Genomic DNA, 20,435 nt, shown 5'->3' on the forward strand with positions numbered 1-20,435 from the left:
CCGCCGAACCCTCCGGTGGAGGCGCACAGCGTACCGCTCCTCGGCCAACACCCAGGTCCGGGCGGCATAGTGGTCGCCGACAGCAGGAAGCCCTGCCGGCGTGCAAGCGGCGGGCGTCCGCAGGTATGCGGCGTAGGTGGAGAGGGAAGGCGGGCCGGGCCATGGTGACCCGACGGGATGAGCTGAACGCGTACACATTTGCGAAGAGAAGAGCCCTGGCCGCCTTCCTTCAGCCCTCACCGGACGGCTCCGACGAGGGCGCCCCGCGCCCGCTGCGCGCCGTCCTCCCGGGTGTCCTCACCGGCGCCCTGCTCCTCGCCGGCTTCGGCGCGTACGGCATGTTCCGTCCGGTCGCGCCCAAGGGCTGGGACCGCCCCGGAGCCAAGGTCGTCGTCGGCAGGACGTCGACCACCCGCTACGTCGTGCTCACCACCGGCCGGGGCGTCCATCGCCGTACCCGGCTGCACCCCGTCCTGAACCTCGCGTCCGCCCGGCTGCTGCTCGACCCCGGCGACTACGGCGTCGTGCAGGTCGCCGACGACATCCTCGACGCGGGCGGGCCCCCACGCGGACCGGTCATCGGCATCCCGTACGCCCCCGACCGGCTTCCCGGCAAGCAGGACGCGGGCACCGCCAAGCGGTGGGCCGTCTGCGTACGGCCGGGAGGTGGAGGCGCCGGTGCACGGAAGGCGGGGTTCGTCCTCGCCGCCCGCGACCACCGGCTGACGGAGGGCCCGAACCGGCTCACCGGTGGCCAGGTCCTCTACGTACAGGACCCGCACGGCACCCGGTACCTCGTGGACGCCCGGGGCACCAAATACCGCGTGGACGAGCGGCCCGGCGACCTCGGACACCTCACCGACGCCCTGGTGGGCCGTGCCCGGCCGCGACCCGTCACCGGCGACTGGCTCGCCACCCTGCACACCGGCAGCCCCGTCGCCTTCCCCGTCGTCCCGGGCGAGATCGGCGCCCCCGCCGGCGTCGGGGGCCACCTGTCCGCCCATGAGGACCGTGTCGGCGCGGTGCTGCGGACCAGGACCGGCGCGGGCACCGCGTATTACGTGGTGCTCGACGGCCGGGTCCGGGCGGTCTCCGAGTTCACCGCCTGGCTGATCGTCAACTCCCCGCAGACCGCCGCACTCGACCAGGCCGGCACCGCCTACCCGGCGGGGCTCCAGGACTTCGTGCCCGACCCGGCCCCCTTCGCCGGCCAGGCCGCGCACTGGCCCGCCCGCAAGGCCGTCCGCGTCGACACCGGGCACCGGAGCACCGTCTGCTCCGTACTGCGCGCGACGGACGGCAAGGGCCGCACCACCCTGAGCACTTGGGCCGGCACCACCTATCCCGCGGCCGTCGGCGCGGGCGGCACCAGCACCTACGTCACGCCCGGCAGCGGGCTCCTCTACACCCAGGTCCGGGGCCGCCAGACCAGGCCCGACGGATCACTCTTCCTGGTGACGGACACGGGGTTGCGGTACGCGGTTCAGGGGAACGGCGACGGCGACCCCGGGCACTCCGCGCTTCCCACCGGCACACCCCCGGGCGGCGCCCCGCACGGTCCGGGGCCGGCCAACGAGGCGCAGACCCGGCTCGGCTACGAGGACGTGAGGCCCGCCCTCGTACCGGCCGAGTGGTCGGAGTTCCTTCCCCGCGGCCCACGGCTCGACACCACCAGCGCCCGCCGCCCGCAGGGCTCCTGAGATGACGATCCGGACGGCGGCGGCCCTCGCCGCGCTGGCCGCCCTCGCCGCGGCCCAGCCCGCGCACGCGGCCACCGGCCCGGACGGCGGCGCGTGCGTCCTCCCGGCGCACCAGCGGTTCGAGGGCCGCCCCTGGTCGTTGCAGCGCGTGCTCCTGGACGAGCTCTGGCACGACACCCGGGGCGAGGGCGTCCGCGTCGCCGTCATCGACACCGGGGTGGACGACACCCACCCCCAGCTCGCGGGCGCGGTCACCCCCGGCGCCGACATGCTGCGACCCGGCGGCGACGGCACCGGTGACGCGGTGGGCCACGGCACCCGCGTCGCCGGCATCATCGCGGCCCGCCCCCGCGAAGGGACCGGCTTCGTCGGGCTCGCCCCCGGAGCGACCGTCATCCCGGTCCGCCAGAACGACGCGCGCGGCCACGGCACGGACGCGTCGCTGGCCGCCGCGATCCGCCACGCCGTCGCCCGGGGCGCCCAGGTCATCAACATCTCGCAGGAGACCGCCCGCCCGCAGACCCCCGGCTCCGCCCTGGGCCGCGCGGTGGCCGAGGCCGTCCGCCGGGACGTCGTGGTCGTCGCCTCCGCCGGCAACAACGGCGCCGACGGCACCCGTACGCCCACCTACCCGGCAGCGTTCGGCGGGGTCCTCGCCGTCGCCGCGTCCGACCGCGACAACGAACGCGCCCCCTTCTCCCGGCCGGGAAGCTTCGTGGACATCGCCGCGCCGGGCGTCGACATCGTCTCCACCGCCCCCGGCCGCGGCCACTGCGCGGACAGCGGAACCAGCTTCGCCGCGCCCTACGTGAGCGCGGTCGCCGCACTGCTGCGCGCCAAGTACCCGCACTGGACGGCCGCGCAGATCGCCGCCCGTATCGAACAGACCGCGGAACGCTCCGTCAACGGCCGTGACGACTTCGTCGGATGGGGTGTAGTCGACCCGGTCCGCGCGCTCTCCGGCGACGACCCACCGCAGGACGCCCCGCACCCCGACGAGCCGCCCTCGGGCGCCCGAGCACCCGACCCCGCGCCGCTGCCGGCGGCGGACACCCCGCAGCGGCGCGACCGCCGCTATGCCGCCTGGGCCATGGCCCTCACAGCCCTGCTGACCGGCGCGGTGGCGGGCGGGGCGGCCGTCGCGCGGGAGCTGGGCCGGCGCCGTACGAAATGAGCCCGCGGACCCCCGGAAGCCGTCCTCGCACACCCGCGAGGTGCCTTCGCCGCGGCCGGGAACGGACGTCGGACTGGCTAGCCTGAGCCGCCTGAACGGCCCAGAGAGAGGACCTCGTATGACCAGCCCCACGGGTGGATTCGCGCTTGCCGACGACCCGGTCGTCCAGGCCAGGAACAAGATCGTCCACACGGCCGAGGCGGTGTCCCGGCAGGCCCGGGAGCTGGCCGACGTCCTCGCGACGGTGGGGGCCGGCTGGACCGGCGCGGGCGCCTCGGGGTTCACCTCCGCGCAGCTCGTGGTCAACGAGGACCACGACGAGATCCGGCGCCTTCTCGGCGTACTGCTCAACGCCGTCGACGGCACCAGGAACCTCAGCAACGCGAACGACGAGGAGGTCCGCGCGGCCTTCAAGGCGGTGCGGGAACCGGCTTCCACGGGCGGCACCTCCGCCCTGAACGGCGTCTGAACCCGGCGCCCTTCCCCCGACACGACCAGAGGAAACCCGATGGGGCACGACCCGCACACCAAGGTCAGGTACGAGAGCGTCCAGGAGGTCGCCAACCGCATCCGCGCGGTCTCGCGGAACATCTGCCGGGACCTGGAGGAGATGGACGGCGCGCTCAAGGTCGTCACCGACACCTGGGACGGCCAGGCGCACGCCGAGTACGTGGCCCTCCAGCACAAGTACCGGAACAAGGCCGACCACATGAGGGCCCGGCTCGACGAGGTCGCGAGGCTCATCGAGACCGGCAAGGACCACTACCGGGCCACGGACCTCCGGTCCTCACGCCTGTTCACCGAGGCCTACTGACCGGCGCGAGGCCGACCGGCCGGCCCCCCGGGCCCGGACGCACGAAGGGGCACGTTCACCCGAACGTGCCCCCACGCCTGCCCTGCGACGACTACGGAAGGTCGAACTCGCCGTCCCTGGCGCCGAGAACGAACGCGCGCCACTCGGCCTCCGTGTACCTGAGCACCGTGTCCGGGTCCAGAGAGGACCGCATGGCCACCGCGCCGCCGGGAAGGTGCGCGATCTCTACGCGCTCCTCCTCCTGCTCCGTCCCGGGAGCACACAGCCATTCCACCCCCGAGATGTCGAGTGCGTACAGCTCGTCCTTCTCCGCCTGCGTGCCCATCGTGAGGGCTCCTTTCCGTACCTGGCTCTGCACGGCACCGTACAGGCAACACGGCGGCCGGGGACCGGCTCCGCCGAACCCCCGCGACCGCCCCGACGCTCAGCGCCGTTCCGGCAGCCAGCCGGTCTGCACGAGGCTCTTCCCACCGCGCCGGGTCGCCATGCACGCACGCCCCGGCGGCATCGGGCGGGCACGCACCGAGCCGACCAGATCACCCTCGCCGGGATCGCCCGACAGCACGATCCCCTGCGCGCCCAGCTCCTTGATCCGTTGCAGGAACGGCTCGTACATCGCACGGGACGCGCCGGCGCAGTTGCGTGCGACGACGAAGCGCACCCCGGTGTCACGCGCGAACGGCAGACAGTCCGCAAGGGCGGCGAGCGGGCTGCCCGTACCCGCCGCGACCAGGTCGTAGTCGTCCACGACGACGAAGATCCGTGGCCCCGTCCACCAACTGCGCTCCCGCAACTGCCGGGGCGTGACATCGGCCGGCGGCCGGCGGCGCGCGAACACACCGGCCAGCGCCTCCATGTGCGTCGCGAGCGCGTCCGGCGTCGGCGCGTACTCCAGCAGATGGCTCTCCGGCAGGGCACCCAGCAGCCCCCGCCGGTAGTCCCCGACGACGAGCTTCGCCTCGTCGGGGGAGTAGCGGTGGGCGATCTGCCGGGCGAGCAGCCGGAGCAGAGCCGTCTTCCCCGATTCGCCCTCCCCGAACACCAGAAGGAAGGGATCGGCGTCGAAGTCCACGAACACCGGCTCCAGATCGGCCTCCGCGATACCGATGGCGACACCCCGCTCCGGGAATTCGTCCCCCTTGGGCAGCCGCTCCGCGGGGAGCACGGCGGGCAGCAGCCGTACGGGCGGGGCCGGCGGACCCGCCCAGTCCGCCCGGATCCGCTCGGCCAGCGCCGCCGTACGGTCCGGGAGACCGGCCGCTTCCTCCACCGGACCGAGGCACGGCGACGCGGCCAGGAAGTGCAGCCCCTCCGCCACCTGACCCCGGCCCGGCACACCGGCGGGCACCTGCGCGGCGACCCGCCGGTCGAACTCGGAGTCCGACACATCACCGAGCCGCAGTTCGAGCCGCGCGGTCAACTGGTCCTTCAGCGCGGCCCGCACCTCCAGGTAACGGGCGGCGGTGAGCACCACATGCACCCCGTAACCGAGCCCCCGGGCCGCGATGTCGGTGACGACGGGCTCCAGCTCCTCGTACTCCGTGCGGAAACCACCCCAGCCGTCCACGACGAGGAAGACGTCGCCCCACGCCTCACCGGGCAGACCGCCCCGGGCCCGCTCGCGCCGGTACGCGGCCATGGAACCGATGCCCCACGCCCGGAACACCTCCTCACGGGCCCGCAGCACCCCGGCCACCTCCGCGACCGTACGCCGCACCCGCTCGGGGTCCAGCCGCGAGGCGACCGAGCCCACGTGCGGCAGGCCCGCCAGCGACGCGAGCGCGCCACCGCCGAAGTCGAGACCGTAGAACTGGACTTCCCGGGGTGTGTGGGTGAGCGCGAAGGACACGACCAGCGTGCGCAGCACCGTGGACTTGCCGGACTGCGGCCCGCCGACCACCAGCATGTGCCCCGCCGACCCGGAGAAATCCTGGAACAGCACCTCGCGCCGCTGCTCGAACGGCTTGTCCACAAGTCCGAGCGGAACGGTCAGCGCACCGCGTTCACCATCCCCCGCCACGGTGAACCCGCGCTCCGGGTCCGTACCGAGGTCCGGCAGCAGCGCGTCCAGACCCGGCGCCCGGTCCAGCGGGGGCAGCCACACCTGATGGGCGGGCACCCCCTGCCCCGCCAGCCGCCGCACCACCACGTCGAGCACGGAATCCGCGACCGCCTCGTCCCCGCGCGCAGGGGAAACAGCCGGGGCGACGGGCACCCCCGCCGCAGACCCAGGCACCGGTACCGGCAGCGCGCTGAACAGCGCCGCCGCCAGACCGCCCGGCCCTTCCCCGGCGGCCGGCCCAGGCCCGCCCGGCCGGTACGCCCCCGAGACGTACGCCGCCTTGAAGCGGGTCAGTTCCCGCGTACCGGTCTTCAGGAACCCCGAACCGGGCACCGGCGGCAGGTCGTACGCATCCGGCACCCCCAGAGCGGCCCGCGACTCCTCCGCCGAGAACGTCCGCAGCCCGATCCGGTACGAGAGATAGGTCTCCAGGCCCCGCAGCCTGCCCTCCTCAAGGCGCTGGGACGCCAGCAGCAGGTGCACACCCAGCGAACGGCCGATGCGCCCGATCCGGATGAACGTGTCGATGAAATCGGGCTTGGCGGTCAGGAGCTCGGAGAACTCGTCGATGACGAGCACCAGCGTGGCCAGCGGTTCCAGCGCGGCGCCCGCCGCCCGTGCCCGCTCGTAGTCGTGGATACCGGTGAAGTTTCCCGCCGCCCGCAGCAGTTCCTGACGGCGCTGGAGCTCGCCGCGCAGCGCGTCGCCCATCCGGTCGACCAGTGACAGGTCGTCGGCCAGATTCGTGATGACGGCGGCCACATGTGGCATCCCCGCCATCCCCGCGAACGTAGCCCCGCCCTTGAAGTCGGCGAGCACGAAGTTCAGCGTTTCGGAGGAATGGGTGACGGCAAGACCGAGCACCAGCGTCCGCAGCAGCTCGGACTTACCCGAACCGGTCGCGCCCACACACAATCCGTGCGGCCCCATCCCGTCGAGCGCCGACTCCTTCAGGTCGAGCACCACCGGGACACCGTCCTCACCCACCCCGATGGGCACCCGCAGCCGCTCCGCCACCGGCCGGGGCCGCCAGGTCCGCTCCACATCGACCGCACCCGCGTCACCCAGGTCCAGCAGATCCGTGAAGTCCAGCGCGGCCAGCAGCGGCTCGTCCCCGTCCCGCCCGCCGGCCCGTAACGGAGCGAGCCGCCGGGCCAGCGCCTCCGCCGCCGCCGGCGACAGCCCGTCCGGCACACCCACCCCGCACTCCGCCTCCAGCGCACCGGGGCCCACCCGCACACACAGAGCACCGCGCGGATCCTCCGCGTCACCCGGGGCCACCTCGACCAGCGTCACCCCCTCCACGCCCCCCGCCGCACCCAGCACCGAACCCGGAGCCACCTCCGCCCCGTCCAGCACCACGACGACATGCGGCCGGTCCGGAAGCGGCGCCCCCTCCGGCGAGAAACGCCCCCGCCCTTCCAGCAGAGGGCCGAGCAGCGGTTCCAGGCCGCCCGGCTCCCGGGCGAACAGCCTCTTCGCACCGGCCCCGTCCACCTCACCCTGCACCTGGACATGCGGCAGCCACTTCACCCACTCCCAGCACACCGCCGCATCCCGCGCGGCCACCACCGCCACCACCAGTTCCCTGGGCGAGTGCAGCGTCACCAACTGCGCCACCAACGCCCGCGCCGCCGCCCTGACCGGCTCCGCCGACCCCCTCAGCCGCACCCGGTACGCCTCCCGCAGCGGAACGCACAACGGCAGGCCGTCCAGCGAGCCGTGCACCGCCACGAACCGCCGCACCGCGTCCGCGCACACCGGCTCCGGCTCACCCGGAGCGGGCTCCGGCACGGCCAACGGCGTCGCGAGCCGCTGCCTGCCGAGCCCGATCCGCACCACCCCGAAGTCCGCGTCGCCGGGCCGCCGCTCCCACACCCGGCTCGCGCCGGCGACCACCGCCCACAGCTGATCGGGCGCGGGATGCGTGAACAGCAACCCGTCGCGCTGGGCCCGCGCCGTCCGCCGCACCGCACGGCGGGCCCGCGCAAGCCGGGCGAGGTAGTCGCGCCGCACGTCCGCCGCCCGCCCCTGCGTACCGCGCCGGTACCGCACCACCTGGGCCACCACCATCGCCAGCGTCGACACCAGCATCAGCACACCCATGACCCGCATGAACGGCGGCGCCTGCGGCGAGAAGAAGAACACCACCGACGACGCCATGCCCAGCACCGGAAGAAGCTGCATCAGCATCCCCTCGCGCTGCCCACGCGGCAGCACCGGAGGCGCCTCCAACAACACCTCTTTCGTGGGAACTTCCGGCGGCAGCAAGCGGGGTGGACGCTTCACGACGATCTGACTCACCGGTGCATCGATCCTTGGGTGCGGGCGGGCATGGAACGGGGCGGAGACGGGAAAGGCGGGGCGGCCGGGCGCCGACGCCTGCCGGCCGCAGGACGACGCGTGCCGCGCACAGGACGGACACGCCCCCGCCGGCCCCGCCCCGAAGCGCCCGTGATCCTACGCACTGTCAGCCTTCGCCCCGATCCGCCCGATAGGGTGGCCCGCCCATCGTGCGGACACCGCCGACCAGCGACGAACAGGGGCCCCCGACACGTGAGTCCGACCGCAACGACCGGCTTCCGCCGCGTCACCGTCGTCACGCCCGACAGCCGCATCGACGTCGCCCTGCCCGAGGACATCGCCGCCGCCGACCTCTGGCCCGAGGTCCTGCGCCTCACCGGTCCGGCCGGCGCCGCCACCGCACCCCCCGGCCACCACCTCGTGCGGCTCGACGGAACGGTCCTGGACGGCGCCCGCACCCTCGCCGCGCAACGCGTACTCGACGGCGAGATCCTCACGCTGCGCCCCTTCGCCGCCTCCCTTCCCCCGCCCGTCTTCGACGACGTCGCCGACGCCATCGCCTCGGCCACCGGCCGCGACCGCCACCTGTGGAGCGACGACCTGCTGCGCGCCGCGGCCCCGGCCGCGGGCGCGCTGCTCCTCCTCCTGGCGGCCCTCGTCCTGTGGCGGGCCGACCCGGTCCGCCACGACCTGCACGGACCGCCCGGAGGCGTCGCGGGCGTCGCCGGACTCCTGTCGGCCACCGTCGCCGCCGTACGCGCCCGGGTCTACGCGGACCGCGTCACCGCCGCCGCCCTCGGCCTGGGCGCCCTACCGCTCGTCCTCCTCGCCGGATCCGGCCTCATCGCCCCGGACCCGGGCGGGGGAGCGGGCCGGCTGCAATTCCTGCTCGGCTGCGCCGCCGTCCTCGTCGTCTCGGCCGCCCTCACCGCGCTCGCCCCACGCGGCGACGCTCCCTTCGCCGGCGCCGCCTTCCTCGCCGGCGCCGGAGCGCTGGCCGCGTTCGCCGCCATCCTCACCGAGGCGTCCGCCACCGCCACGGCCGCCGTCTGCGTCCCCGCCGCCCTCGGCCTCATCGCGTTCCTGCCCGGCCTCTCCGCCCGTTTCGCCCGGCTCCCGATCGGGTACGCCGCGCCCCGGCCGGCCGCCCCTTTCCCCGACGAGCACGAGGACCCGGAGGACACCCCGCCCGCCGCCCCCGTCGACACCCGCCTCGTCGCGGACCGGGCCCGGCGCGGCCACGAACTGCTGCTCGGCCTGGCCGGGGGCTGCGCCGGCCTGGCCGGCTCGGCGGCCGCCGTCCTCGGCGTCTCCGGCAACACCTGGGCCCGGCTCCTCGCCCTCGCAGCCGGGCTCGCGCTGCTGCTCCGCGCCCGCCTCTTCCGCTACACCGCCCAGGTCGCCTGCCTGCTGGTGGCGGGCATCGGCGCGCTCGCCGCCCCGGTCACCGGCCTCGCCCTCACCGCCCAGCGGGACGACCCGGCCCTGTATCCCCGTACGACCGGACTGTGCGCGGCGCTCGTCGCGGGCGCCGTACTCCTCGCCGCCGCCGGGGCGACGGTCCCACGCAAGGGCCTCTCCCCGTTCTGGGGCAGATCCCTGGATCTCGCCGAGAGCGCGCTCCTGCTCTCCCTCGTCCCCCTCTGCCTCGCCGTCCTGGACCTCTACGCGCGCGCGAGGGCGCTCACCGGCTGACGACCGGCGGGGCCCGGTCCGGGCGGCTGGTAGTCTGGCTGTGGCCGTTTGTGTACGCGTTCCCGGTTCGCTCTGGGAGCTGCGCTCATCGGACCCTCGCTCCCGAGTCACCCAAGCTCCCCTGAGAACCAGACCAGGGGCACTCGTGGGCGCATCGAACACCAAGAGGAGTACCGCGTGCCGCTCGACGCCGCTACGAAGAAGCAGATCATGACCGAGTTCGCGCAGAAGGAGGGCGACACCGGTTCCCCCGAGGTCCAGGTCGCCATGCTTTCGCGCCGCATCTCGGACCTGACGGAGCACCTCAAGACGCACAAGCACGACCACCACTCCCGTCGTGGTCTGCTGATCCTGGTCGGCCAGCGTCGCCGCCTCCTGCAGTACCTGGCCAAGAAGGACATCCAGCGCTTCCGTGCGCTCGTCGACCGCCTCGGCATCCGCCGCGGTGCGGCCGGCGGCGCCAAGTAAGACCGCTGCGCAAGGGAGCGGTTCCCTCACTCTGGGAGCCGCTCCCTTTGCCGTACGTGCGGGACCGGGGGCAACCTCAGTAACCTGGACGTACAACAACAGACGAGGAGAGGCGCCGCACGGCCGCCGCCGGTCCTCGGTAGTGGCCCCCGGGACAACGCCCGGGAGCTTCGATCGAAGACCGGCCCCGCACAGACGGCACGCCTCTCCGCTCCGTCCGGCGCCACACGGGCGCCCGGACGAAAGACGACGAGTATGGAGAATTCACTAGTGGAGAACGAGACCCACTACGCCGAGGCCGTCATCGACAACGGCACCTTCGGCACCCGCACCATCCGCTTCGAGACGGGCCGCCTGGCCAAGCAGGCCGCCGGCTCCGCCGTCGCGTACCTGGACGACGACACCATGGTGCTGTCGGCCACCACCGCTTCCAAGCGGCCCAAGGACAACCTCGACTTCTTCCCCCTCACGGTGGACGTCGAGGAGCGGCAGTACGCCGCCGGCAAGATCCCCGGTTCCTTCTTCCGCCGCGAGGGACGCCCCTCCGAGGACGCGATCCTCACCTGCCGCCTGATCGACCGGCCGCTGCGCCCCTCCTTCAAGAAGGGCCTGCGCAACGAGATCCAGATCGTCGAGACGATCATGGCGCTCAACCCCGACCACCTGTACGACGTGGTCGCGATCAACGCCGCCTCCGCTTCCACGATCCTGGCGGGCCTGCCCTTCTCCGGCCCGATCGGCGCCACCCGCGTCGCCCTGATCAAGGGCCAGTGGGTCGCCTTCCCGACGCACACCGAGCTCGAGGACGCCGTCTTCGACATGGTCGTCGCCGGTCGCGTCCTGGAGGACGGCGACGTCGCGATCATGATGGTCGAGGCCGAGGCCACCGAGAAGACCATCCAGCTCGTCCAGGACGGCGCGGAGGCCCCGACCGAGGAGGTCGTCGCCGCCGGTCTGGAAGCCGCGAAGCCGTTCATCAAGACGCTCTGCAAGGCCCAGTCGGACCTCGCCGCCAAGGCCGCCAAGCCCACCGGCGAGTTCCCGGTCTTCCTGGACTACCAGGACGACGTCCTGGAGGCCCTCACCAAGGCCGTCAGCACCGAGCTCGCCAAGGCGCTCACCATCGCCGGCAAGCAGGAGCGCGAGGCGGAGCTCGACCGCATCAAGGAGATCGCGGGCGAGAAGCTCCTCCCGGCCTTCGAGGGCCGCGAGAAGGAGATCTCCGGCGCCTACCGCGCGCTGACCAAGAAGCTGGTCCGCGAGCGCGTCATCAAGGACAAGGTCCGCATCGACGGCCGCGGCGTCACGGACATCCGTACGCTCGCCGCCGAGGTCGAGGCCATCCCGCGCGTGCACGGCTCCGCCCTGTTCGAGCGTGGCGAGACCCAGATCCTGGGCGTCACCACCCTCAACATGCTCCGCATGGAGCAGCAGCTGGACACCCTCTCCCCGGTGACCCGCAAGCGCTACATGCACAACTACAACTTCCCGCCGTACTCCGTCGGCGAGACCGGCCGCGTGGGCTCGCCCAAGCGCCGTGAGATCGGCCACGGCGCGCTCGCCGAGCGCGCGATCGTGCCGGTCCTCCCGTCCCGCGAGGAGTTCCCCTACGCGATCCGCCAGGTCTCCGAGGCCCTGGGCTCCAACGGTTCGACGTCCATGGGTTCGGTCTGCGCCTCCACCATGTCCCTGCTGAACGCCGGTGTGCCCCTCAAGGCCGCCGTCGCCGGCATCGCCATGGGCCTGATCTCCCAGGAGATCGACGGCAAGACCCACTACGTCGCCCTCACCGACATCCTCGGTGCCGAGGACGCGTTCGGCGACATGGACTTCAAGGTCGCCGGTACGAAGCAGTTCGTCACCGCGCTCCAGCTCGACACCAAGCTCGACGGCATCCCCGCCTCGGTCCTGGCCGCCGCGCTGAAGCAGGCCCGCGACGCCCGCCTCCACATCCTCGATGTGATGAACGAGGCCATCGACGTCCCGGACGAGATGTCCCCGAACGCCCCGCGGATCATCACCGTCAAGATCCCGGTGGACAAGATCGGTGAGGTCATCGGCCCCAAGGGCAAGATGATCAACCAGATCCAGGAGGACACCGGCGCCGACATCACGATCGAGGACGACGGCACCATCTACATCGGTGCCCAGCAGGGCTCGCAGGCCGAGGCCGCCCGCGCCACGATCAACGCGATCGCCAACCCGACCATGCCGGAGGTCGGCGAGCGCTACCTGGGTACGGTCGTCAAGACCACCACCTTCGGTGCGTTCGTCTCGCTCATGCCGGGCAAGGACGGCCTGCTGCACATCTCGCAGATCCGCAAGCTGGCCGGCGGCAAGCGCGTGGAGAACGTCGAGGACGTTCTCGGCGTCGGCGCCAAGGTCCAGGTCGAGATCGCCGAGATCGACTCCCGCGGCAAGCTCTCCCTCATCCCCGTCATCGAGGGCGAAGAGGACGAGAAGAAGGACGACGCCGACAAGTGACGTCCCGTAGTTCCGCGACGACGGCCCGCCCCTCCTCGGAGGGGCGGGCCGTCGCCCGTACCCAAACGCTTCTCAAGGGCAGCAACGGCATCGGCACGGTCCGCCGTACGGTCGTCCCCGGCGGCCTCCGCGTCGTCACCGAGACCCTGCCCTCCGTACGCTCCGCCACCTTCGGCATCTGGGCGAACGTCGGCTCGCGCGACGAGACGCCCGCCCTGAACGGCGCGACGCACTACCTCGAACACCTCCTCTTCAAGGGCACCGCCAAGCGCAGCGCCCTCGACATCTCCTCCGCCATCGACGCGGTGGGCGGCGAGATGAACGCCTTCACGGCGAAGGAGTACACCTGCTACTACGCGCGGGTCCTCGACACGGACCTGCCGCTCGCCATCGACGTGGTCTGCGACATGCTGACCGGCTCGCTGATCGCCTCCGAGGACGTCGACGCCGAGCGCGGCGTCATCCTCGAAGAGATCGCGATGACGGAGGACGACCCGGGCGACTGCGTGCACGACCTGTTCGCGCACACCATGCTCGGCGACACTCCGCTCGGCCGCCCCGTCCTCGGCACGGTCGACACGATCAACGCCCTGAACAGCGGCCAGATCGCCCGCTTCTACAAGAAGCACTACGACCCGACCCGCCTCGTCGTCGCCGCCGCGGGCAACATCGACCACGCCACCGTCGTACGCCAGGTCCGCAAGGCCTTCGACAGGGCCGGCGCCCTCTCCCGTACGGACGCGGTCCCCACCGCGCCACGCGAGGGCTCCCGCACCCTGCGCACCGCCGGCCGGGTCGAGGTCCTGGGCCGCAAGACCGAACAGGCCCACGTGGTCCTCGGCATGCCCGGCCTGGCCCGCACCGACGAACGCCGCTGGGCCCTGGGCGTCCTCAACACCGCCCTCGGCGGCGGTATGAGCTCCCGCCTCTTCCAGGAGGTACGGGAGAAGCGCGGACTCGCCTACAGCGTCTACTCGTACACCTCGGGCTTCGCGGACTGCGGCCTGTTCGGCGTGTACGCGGGCTGCCGCCCGAGCCAGGTGCACGACGTCCTCAAGATCTGCCGCGACGAGCTCGACCGGGTCGCCTCGGACGGGCTGAGCGACGAGGAGATCAGCCGCGCCATCGGCCAGCTCTCCGGCTCCACCGTCCTCGGCCTGGAGGACACCGGCGCGCTGATGAACCGCATCGGCAAGAGCGAGCTGTGCTGGGGCGAGCAGATGTCGGTGGACGAGATGCTGTCCCGTATCAGCGAGGTGACACCGGACGACATCCGCTCCGTCGCCGGCGAGCTCCTCGGACACCGCCCCTCGTTGTCCGTCATCGGACCGCTCAAGGACAAGCAGGCCGCCCGTCTCCACGAAGCGGTCGCCTAAAACCTCCGTGCCCAGATCCTTCCGCAGGGAAGCGATCCCCCCGTAAGGAAGCAGAGCAATGAGCAAGCTGCGCGTGGCCGTTCTCGGTGCCAAGGGCCGCATCGGCTCCGAGGCGGTACGAGCCGTCGAGGCCGCCGACGACCTGGAGCTGGTGGCCGCACTCGGCCGGGGCGACAAGCTGGAGACCCTCGCGGAGACCGGCGCCCAGGTGGCCGTCGAGCTGACCACCCCGGCCTCGGTGATGGAGAACCTCCAGTACTGCGTCGGCCACGGCATCCACGCGGTGGTCGGCACCACCGGCTGGACCGACGAACGGCTCGCGCAGCTCAACACCTGGCTCTCCGCCTCGCCGGAGACCGGTGTGCTCATCGCACCGAACTTCTCCATCGGCGCGGTCCTCACCATGAAGTTCGCCCAGCAGGCCGCCCGCTACTTCGAGTCCGTCGAAGTCATCGAGCTCCACCACCCCAACAAGGCCGACGCCCCCTCGGGCACCGCCGCCCGCACCGCCCAGCTCATCGCCGCCGCCCGCCGCGAGGCGGACCGCGCCCCGCAGCCGGACGCCACCAGCACCGCGCTGGACGGGGCGCGCGGCGCCGACGTCGACGGCATCCCGGTCCACTCGGTACGCCTCCGCGGCCTCCTGGCCCACCAGGAGGTGCTGCTCGGCGGCGAGGGCGAGACCCTCACCATCCGGCACGACTCCCTGCACCACAGCAGCTTCATGCCCGGCATCCTGCTCGGCGCCCGCCGCGTGGTGACCACTCCCGGCCTCACGTTCGGCCTGGAACACTTCCTCGACCTGAACTGACTGGCCCCGCCATGCGCGCAAAGATCACTTACGTCGTCACCGCTGCCGTCCTGGTCTTCTACTTCGTCCTGGTCGGCAGCCGTGGCGTCCTGCTCATCAAGCACGGCACCCTCATCACGGTGGCCTTCGGGATCGCCGTGCTGGTCCTGCCGGCGATCGGCGTGTGGTTCCTGTGGAAGAACACCCAGTTCGTCCGCAGGGCCAACGCCCTGGCCGCCGAACTGGACGCGGAGGGCGGCCTCCCCGTCGACGAGCTGCTGCGCACTCCCAGCGGCCGCATCGACCGCGCCTCCGCCGACGCGGTGTTCGAACGCCGCCGCGAGGAGACGGAGGACACCCCGGACGACTGGCGCTGCTGGTTCCGCCTGGCAGTCGCCTACCAGGACGCCCGAGACACCCCCCGAGCCCGCAAGGCCATGCAACGAGCGATCGCCTTGCACCGCTCCGGCCCGTCCGGCGAAGACCCCGGCCCGTCGGGCGGCCACCCCAGCCCGTCCGGCGCTTGAGGACAAAAGAAGAGCCGTCCGGCGCTTGAGGACACCTCAAACACCGGACGGCTCCGCGCCGCGCAACCGCTACCGCGGCCGATACTCATCCCCCCACGCCTCAATCGTGTCCGCCGCCCGATCGAACGCCTCCCCCCGCGCAAGAAAATCCGCGTTGGAGTCCGTGAGCAAGGGCGGCACCGCGTCCCCGCCCTTACGGACGACGATCAGCGCCTGGCCCTGCACGGTACGGGGGAACCCGAGCCACTTCACCGGCTGCTGCACCGTGCGTACGGCAGTGGCCCGGCTCCACGGCACGGTCGTCGTACGGAAGAAGCCCACCCGGCGCACACCGTGCCGGCTCACCCAGGCACCGACGCGCAGCATCCGCAGGGCACACAGGATGATCGCGAGGGCGAGCGCGAAACACGCCCCCGCCCCGGGCAGCGCCCCGGCGAACGCGATGATCATCCCCGCGAACAGGATGAACGAGGCGAGCAGCAGCAGACCGGCCGCCGCGGCGACCCGCCACGGACCGGGACGGTAGGGCCGCCGCCAGCTGTCGTGGTCGTCGAACGGCAGCGCGACGTCCTCCGCGGTCGTGTCAAACGCGCGGTCGGCCGTCAGGAAGGGCAGGGGCACGACTGATCCTCACTCACAAGCACGCTCGATTGCTGTGCCCGGTGAGGCTACCGAGGAGATGCCCGGACCGACCACCCCAGGGGTCCGTCCGGGTCAGCGCCCGTGCGCGGCCTCGGTCTGCTGCGTGTGCGCCGGCGCCTGCTCGGGTCCCAGCGCGGGCAGCCCGAGGAGCAGCGATCCGGCGATACCGCCGACGACGACGAGGCCGATCAGGACGCGTCCCGCCCGCTCGGAGACCGTACTGCGGGGGCGGGGAGGCGGTGTGACGTTACTGCGGAACCGCTCGGACTCGGCTACGAACGAGAACGGGACGGATTCACGCCGGCGGAACATGGGGTGGTTCTCCTTGGAGTCTCTTTCGGGTGGTGCTACCGAGTCAGACGCACGACTACCCCGATCGGTGCCCCGAATCGTCGATTCGCCCGACGAAATCATGAAAGTTTCTGGCCCGGAGCCGCCGACGAGTACGCCCCTCGCCAGCCCGTAGAGTTGTCGCCGCCCGATCGACGCCATTGGAAGGACCCTGCCGGTGACCGACACCCCCGAGCCCACGAAGGCCCATTTCCGCAGCGACGTCACCGTCGACCTCGTGAAGTCCGCTGCGGGCGACGCCGACGTGCTGTTCGCCGCCCGCGTGTCCACGGCCGGTGAGCAGTCCCTGGAGGAGATCACCAAGGACCCCGAGCGCTCGAAGGGCCTCATCAACTACCTGATGCGGGACCGGCACGGCAGCCCGTTCGAGCACAACTCGATGACCTTCTTCATCAGCGCCCCGATCTTCGTCTTCCGCGAGTTCATGCGGCACCGCGTCGGCTGGTCGTACAACGAGGAGTCGGGCCGCTACCGGGAGCTGCAGCCGGTCTTCTACGTCCCCGACACGTCCCGCAAGCTCATCCAGCAGGGCCGCCCCGGCAAGTACGAGTTCGTCGAGGGCACACCGGAGCAGCACGCGGTCACCAGCCGGGCCATGGAGGACTCCTACCGGCAGGCCTACGAGGCGTACCAGGAGATGCTGGCGGCGGGCGTGGCCCGCGAGGTGGCCCGCGCGGTGCTCCCGGTCGGTCTGTTCTCGACGATGTACGCCACGTGCAACGCGCGCTCCCTGATGCACTTCCTCGGCCTGCGTACGCAGCACGAGATGGCGAAGGTGCCCTCGTTCCCGCAGCGGGAGATCGAGATGGTGGGCGAGCAGATGGAGGCCCACTGGGCCCGGCTCATGCCGCTCACCCATGCAGCCTTCAACAAAAATGGACGTGTCGCCCCATAGGGCGGTGTCCGTATTGCGGCGTTTCGAGAAGTTCATCTAGGCTGATCAAACGGACCCGGCACTGCTTGAACCCCCGAGCAGGCAGTGCCGGGCTCCTCTTGCTTGTCCCCCCGAGGGGGCACCGTGCGTCGAGCAGCGAGTAGCGTGTTACCCATGGCTCCGATCTCCACTCCGCAGACCCCCTTCGGGCGGGTCCTCACCGCTATGGTCACGCCGTTCACGGCGGACGGCGCTCTCGACATCGAGGGCGCGCAGCGGCTCGCCACCCACCTGGTGGACGCAGGCAACGACGGCCTGATCATCAACGGCACCACCGGCGAGTCCCCGACCACCAGCGACGCGGAGAAAGACCAGCTCGTCAGGGCCGTCCTCGAAGCGGTGGGCGACCGGGCACATATCGTCGCCGGCATCGGGACCAACGACACCCGGCACAGCATCGAGCTCGCCCGCGCCGCCGAGCGCAGCGGCGTCCACGGCCTCCTCGCCGTGACCCCGTACTACAACAAGCCGCCGCAGGAGGGCCTGCTGCGGCACTTCACCGCCATCGCGGACGCCACCGGCCTGCCGGTGATGCTCTACGACATCCCGGGCCGCAGCGGTGTGCCGATCGACACGGAGACGCTCGTACGGCTCTCCGAGCACCCCCGGATCGTCGCCAACAAGGACGCCAAGGGCGACCTGGGCCGCGCGAGCTGGGCCATCGCCCGCTCGGGCCTCGCCTGGTACTCCGGCGACGACATGCTGAACCTCCCCCTGCTGTCCGTCGGCGCGGTCGGTGTGGTCTCCGTCGTCGGCCATGTCGTCACTCCGGACCTGCGGGCGCTCATCGAGGCGCACCTCGGCGGAGACGTACAGAAGGCCACCGAGATCCACCAGAAGCTGCTGCCGGTCTTCACCGGCATGTTCCGCACCCAGGGCGTGATCACCACCAAGGCCGCGCTGACGCTGCAGGGCCTCCCCGCAGGCCCGCTCCGACTGCCCCTGGTCGAGCTGACCGCGCAGGAGACGGCCCAGCTCAAGATCGATCTCGCCGCCGGCGGGGTAGAGCTCTGACAACCGACTTCACAACTGAATACGCGAAACACAGCTGAACACGTGGGGAAGCCCGCGCCACAGCACCAACCAAGACAACAGCAAGTGCACGAATGACATGCGCGCCACGTGCCCAAGCGGTACGTGGCGCGCGTGGTAAGGAGAGTCTTTTGAGTCATCCGCATCCTGAACTCGGCACCCCGCCGAAGCTCGCGAAGGGCGCCCTCCGGGTCACCCCGCTCGGCGGTCTCGGCGAGATCGGCCGCAACATGACGGTCTTCGAGTACGGCGGCCGTCTGCTCATCGTCGACTGCGGCGTCCTCTTCCCCGAGGAGGAACAGCCCGGGATCGACCTGATCCTGCCGGACTTCACGACCATCCGGGACCGCCTGGACGACGTCGAGGGCATCGTCCTCACGCACGGCCACGAGGACCACATCGGCGGCGTCCCGTACCTCCTCCGCCTGAAGCCGGACATCCCGCTCATCGGCTCCAAGCTGACCCTCGCGCTGATCGAGGCCAAGCTCCAGGAGCACCGCATCCGTCCGTACACCCTGGAGGTGGTGGAGGGGCAGCGCGAGCGCATCGGGGTCTTCGACTGCGAATTCGTGGCGGTCAACCACTCCATCCCGGACGCCCTCGCGGTCGCCATCCGGACTCCGGCGGGCATGGCCGTCGCCACCGGTGACTTCAAGATGGACCAGCTGCCGCTCGACGGCCGCCTCACCGACCTGCACGCCTTCGCGCGGCTGAGCGAGGAGGGCATCGACCTTCTGCTCTCCGACTCCACGAACGCGGAGGTCCCGGGCTTCGTACCGCCCGAGCGGGACATCCAGAACGTCCTGCGCAACGTCTTCGCCAATGCGCAGAAGCGCATCATCGTGGCCAGCTTCGCCAGCCATGTGCACCGCATCCAGCAGATCCTGGACACGGCCCACGAGTACGGCCGCCGGGTCGCCTTCGTCGGGCGTTCGATGGTCCGCAACATGGGCATCGCCCGTGACCTGGGCTATCTGAAGGTCCCCGCCGGGCTCGTCGTGGACGTCAAGACCCTGGACGACCTGCCGGACGACGAGGTCGTACTCGTCTGCACCGGTTCGCAGGGCGAGCCGATGGCGGCTCTCTCCCGGATGGCCAACCGCGATCACCAGATCCGCATCGTCCAGGGCGACACGGTCATCCTGGCCTCTTCCCTGATCCCGGGGAATGAGAACGCGGTCTACCGCGTGATCAACGGCCTCTCGCGCTGGGGCGCCAACGTCGTCCACAAGGGCAACGCCAAGGTCCACGTCTCGGGCCACGCCTCGGCCGGCGAGCTGCTGTACTTCTACAACATCTGCCGTCCGAAGAACCTGATGCCGGTCCACGGTGAATGGCGCCACCTGCGGGCCAACGCCGAGCTCGGCGCCCTGACCGGCGTGCCGAAGGACCACATCGTCATCGCCGAGGACGGCGTGGTCGTGGACCTCATCGACGGCAAGGCGAAGATCGTCGGCAAGGTCCAGGCGGGTTACGTGTACGTCGACGGCCTCTCCGTCGGCGACGTCACGGAGACCTCGCTGAAGGACCGCCGCATCCTCGGCGACGAGGGCATCATCTCGGTGTTCCTGGTGGTCGACAGCACCTCGGGCAAGATCGTGGGCGGCCCGCACATCCAGGCTCGCGGCTCCGGCATCGAGGACGCCGCGTTCACCGCGGTCGTTCCGAAGATCGAGGAAGCGCTCAACAAGTCGGCCCAGGACGGTGTCATGGAGCCGCACCAGCTCCAGCAGCTGATCCGCCGCACGGTGGGCAAGTGGGTCTCGGACACCTACCGCCGGCGCCCGATGATCCTCCCCGTCGTCGTCGAGGTCTGACCCTCCGACAGGCGCGAACTCCGGAGCGGGGCCCTCGATTTGCATCGGGGCGCCCCGCTCCAGTACGTTTACGTCTCCACCTCACCGGGAAGCAGCGAGCGCACCCGTGCGCCCGAAGCTTTCGAGACGGGGTGGAAATTCCGACTCAGAACTTCTGATAAAGTCGGAGCCGCCGGAAAGGGAAACGCGAAAGCGAAGAACTGGAAAGCGAAAACCGCTTGACCCGCTTCGACCGGGAATCGGACACGAAAGAGTCTGATAGAGT

Annotated in this window: 18 protein-coding genes; 13 read left to right on the plus strand and 5 right to left on the minus strand. The window is 71.6% G+C overall.

The features are described from left to right. Window positions 1-161 precede the first annotated feature (161 nt). The 4 genes from eccB to ABZ565_RS21890 all read left to right on the plus strand — a co-directional run bounded on the left by eccB (window position 162) and on the right by ABZ565_RS21890 (window position 3,688). Entirely contained in the window at window positions 162-1,700 is a 1,539-nt protein-coding gene (gene eccB, locus ABZ565_RS21875) for a type VII secretion protein EccB (protein ID WP_361029256.1), read from the plus strand. 1 nt (window position 1,701) lies between these two features. Continuing rightward, entirely contained in the window at window positions 1,702-2,874 is a 1,173-nt protein-coding gene (gene mycP, locus ABZ565_RS21880; protein WP_361029258.1) for a type VII secretion-associated serine protease mycosin, read from the plus strand. Window positions 2,875-2,992: 118 nt separating this feature from the next. Then, the gene (locus ABZ565_RS21885; RefSeq protein WP_361029260.1) at window positions 2,993-3,343 is read left to right on the plus strand and encodes a hypothetical protein; all 351 of its coding nucleotides are present in this window, start codon (window positions 2,993-2,995) and stop codon (window positions 3,341-3,343) included. 39 nt (window positions 3,344-3,382) lie between these two features. After that, complete coding sequence (locus ABZ565_RS21890; RefSeq protein WP_361029263.1) at window positions 3,383-3,688, plus strand: WXG100 family type VII secretion target; 306 nt, start codon at window positions 3,383-3,385, stop codon at window positions 3,686-3,688. Window positions 3,689-3,779: 91 nt separating this feature from the next. On the opposite strand, the gene ABZ565_RS21895 is transcribed toward ABZ565_RS21890, so the two are convergent. Together ABZ565_RS21895 and eccCa are read right to left on the minus strand one after the other, a co-directional pair. Beyond that, complete coding sequence (locus ABZ565_RS21895) at window positions 3,780-4,013, minus strand: DUF397 domain-containing protein (protein WP_361029265.1); 234 nt, start codon at window positions 4,011-4,013, stop codon at window positions 3,780-3,782. Between the two features lie 99 nt (window positions 4,014-4,112). Then, the gene (eccCa, locus tag ABZ565_RS21900) at window positions 4,113-8,054 is read right to left on the minus strand and encodes a type VII secretion protein EccCa (protein ID WP_361029268.1); all 3,942 of its coding nucleotides are present in this window, start codon (window positions 8,052-8,054) and stop codon (window positions 4,113-4,115) included. Between the two features lie 252 nt (window positions 8,055-8,306). Between eccCa and eccD the strand changes: the two genes are divergently transcribed. The 6 genes from eccD (at window position 8,307) to ABZ565_RS21930 (ending at window position 15,394) form a co-directional block, all read left to right on the plus strand. Beyond that, window positions 8,307-9,749 (plus strand): type VII secretion integral membrane protein EccD, encoded by a 1,443-nt coding sequence (gene eccD, locus ABZ565_RS21905; RefSeq protein WP_361029271.1) that lies wholly within the window; start codon window positions 8,307-8,309, stop codon window positions 9,747-9,749. A gap of 177 nt (window positions 9,750-9,926) precedes the next feature. Beyond that, window positions 9,927-10,217, plus strand: coding sequence for a 30S ribosomal protein S15 (gene rpsO / locus ABZ565_RS21910; RefSeq protein WP_018551846.1), 291 nt, complete (start codon window positions 9,927-9,929; stop codon window positions 10,215-10,217). Window positions 10,218-10,487: 270 nt separating this feature from the next. Then, on the plus strand, window positions 10,488-12,701 hold the full coding sequence (locus ABZ565_RS21915) for a polyribonucleotide nucleotidyltransferase (RefSeq protein ID WP_361029312.1): 2,214 nt from the start codon (window positions 10,488-10,490) through the stop codon (window positions 12,699-12,701). Then, the gene (locus ABZ565_RS21920) at window positions 12,698-14,077 is read left to right on the plus strand and encodes a pitrilysin family protein (protein WP_361029274.1); all 1,380 of its coding nucleotides are present in this window, start codon (window positions 12,698-12,700) and stop codon (window positions 14,075-14,077) included. The genes ABZ565_RS21915 and ABZ565_RS21920 overlap by 4 nt, the downstream gene beginning before the upstream one ends. A gap of 58 nt (window positions 14,078-14,135) precedes the next feature. After that, window positions 14,136-14,888: a 4-hydroxy-tetrahydrodipicolinate reductase gene (gene dapB, locus ABZ565_RS21925; protein ID WP_361029277.1), complete on the plus strand. Its 753-nt coding sequence runs from the start codon at window positions 14,136-14,138 to the stop codon at window positions 14,886-14,888. Window positions 14,889-14,899: 11 nt separating this feature from the next. Next, entirely contained in the window at window positions 14,900-15,394 is a 495-nt protein-coding gene (locus tag ABZ565_RS21930) for a tetratricopeptide repeat protein (RefSeq protein ID WP_361029280.1), read from the plus strand. A 69-nt stretch (window positions 15,395-15,463) separates the two neighbouring features. On the opposite strand, the gene ABZ565_RS21935 is transcribed toward ABZ565_RS21930, so the two are convergent. Both ABZ565_RS21935 and ABZ565_RS21940 read right to left on the minus strand, forming a co-directional pair. Then, window positions 15,464-16,015 carry a hypothetical protein gene (locus tag ABZ565_RS21935; protein WP_361029283.1) on the minus strand — a complete coding sequence of 184 codons (552 nt, stop codon included), beginning with the start codon at window positions 16,013-16,015 and terminating at the stop codon, window positions 15,464-15,466. Between the two features lie 93 nt (window positions 16,016-16,108). Beyond that, window positions 16,109-16,348, minus strand: coding sequence for a hypothetical protein (locus tag ABZ565_RS21940; protein WP_361029286.1), 240 nt, complete (start codon window positions 16,346-16,348; stop codon window positions 16,109-16,111). 196 nt (window positions 16,349-16,544) lie between these two features. Here ABZ565_RS21940 and thyX point away from each other — a divergent pair, with 196 nt between their 5' ends. The 3 genes from thyX to ABZ565_RS21955 all read left to right on the plus strand — a co-directional run bounded on the left by thyX (window position 16,545) and on the right by ABZ565_RS21955 (window position 20,170). Continuing rightward, complete coding sequence (gene thyX / locus ABZ565_RS21945) at window positions 16,545-17,282, plus strand: FAD-dependent thymidylate synthase (RefSeq protein WP_361029289.1); 738 nt, start codon at window positions 16,545-16,547, stop codon at window positions 17,280-17,282. 153 nt (window positions 17,283-17,435) lie between these two features. After that, window positions 17,436-18,335, plus strand: a complete 900-nt coding sequence (gene dapA, locus ABZ565_RS21950; protein WP_143625232.1) for a 4-hydroxy-tetrahydrodipicolinate synthase — start codon at window positions 17,436-17,438, stop codon at window positions 18,333-18,335. Window positions 18,336-18,484: 149 nt separating this feature from the next. After that, entirely contained in the window at window positions 18,485-20,170 is a 1,686-nt protein-coding gene (locus tag ABZ565_RS21955; RefSeq protein ID WP_361029293.1) for a ribonuclease J, read from the plus strand. 68 nt (window positions 20,171-20,238) lie between these two features. Here ABZ565_RS21955 and ABZ565_RS21960 read toward each other — a convergent pair. Next, window positions 20,239-20,435 (minus strand): hypothetical protein (locus tag ABZ565_RS21960; RefSeq protein ID WP_361029296.1); only part of this gene is annotated, 197 nt, incomplete at its 5' end.

The organism is Streptomyces sp. NPDC016469 (genome assembly GCF_040632905.1).
GTDB lineage: Bacteria > Actinomycetota > Actinomycetes > Streptomycetales > Streptomycetaceae > Streptomyces.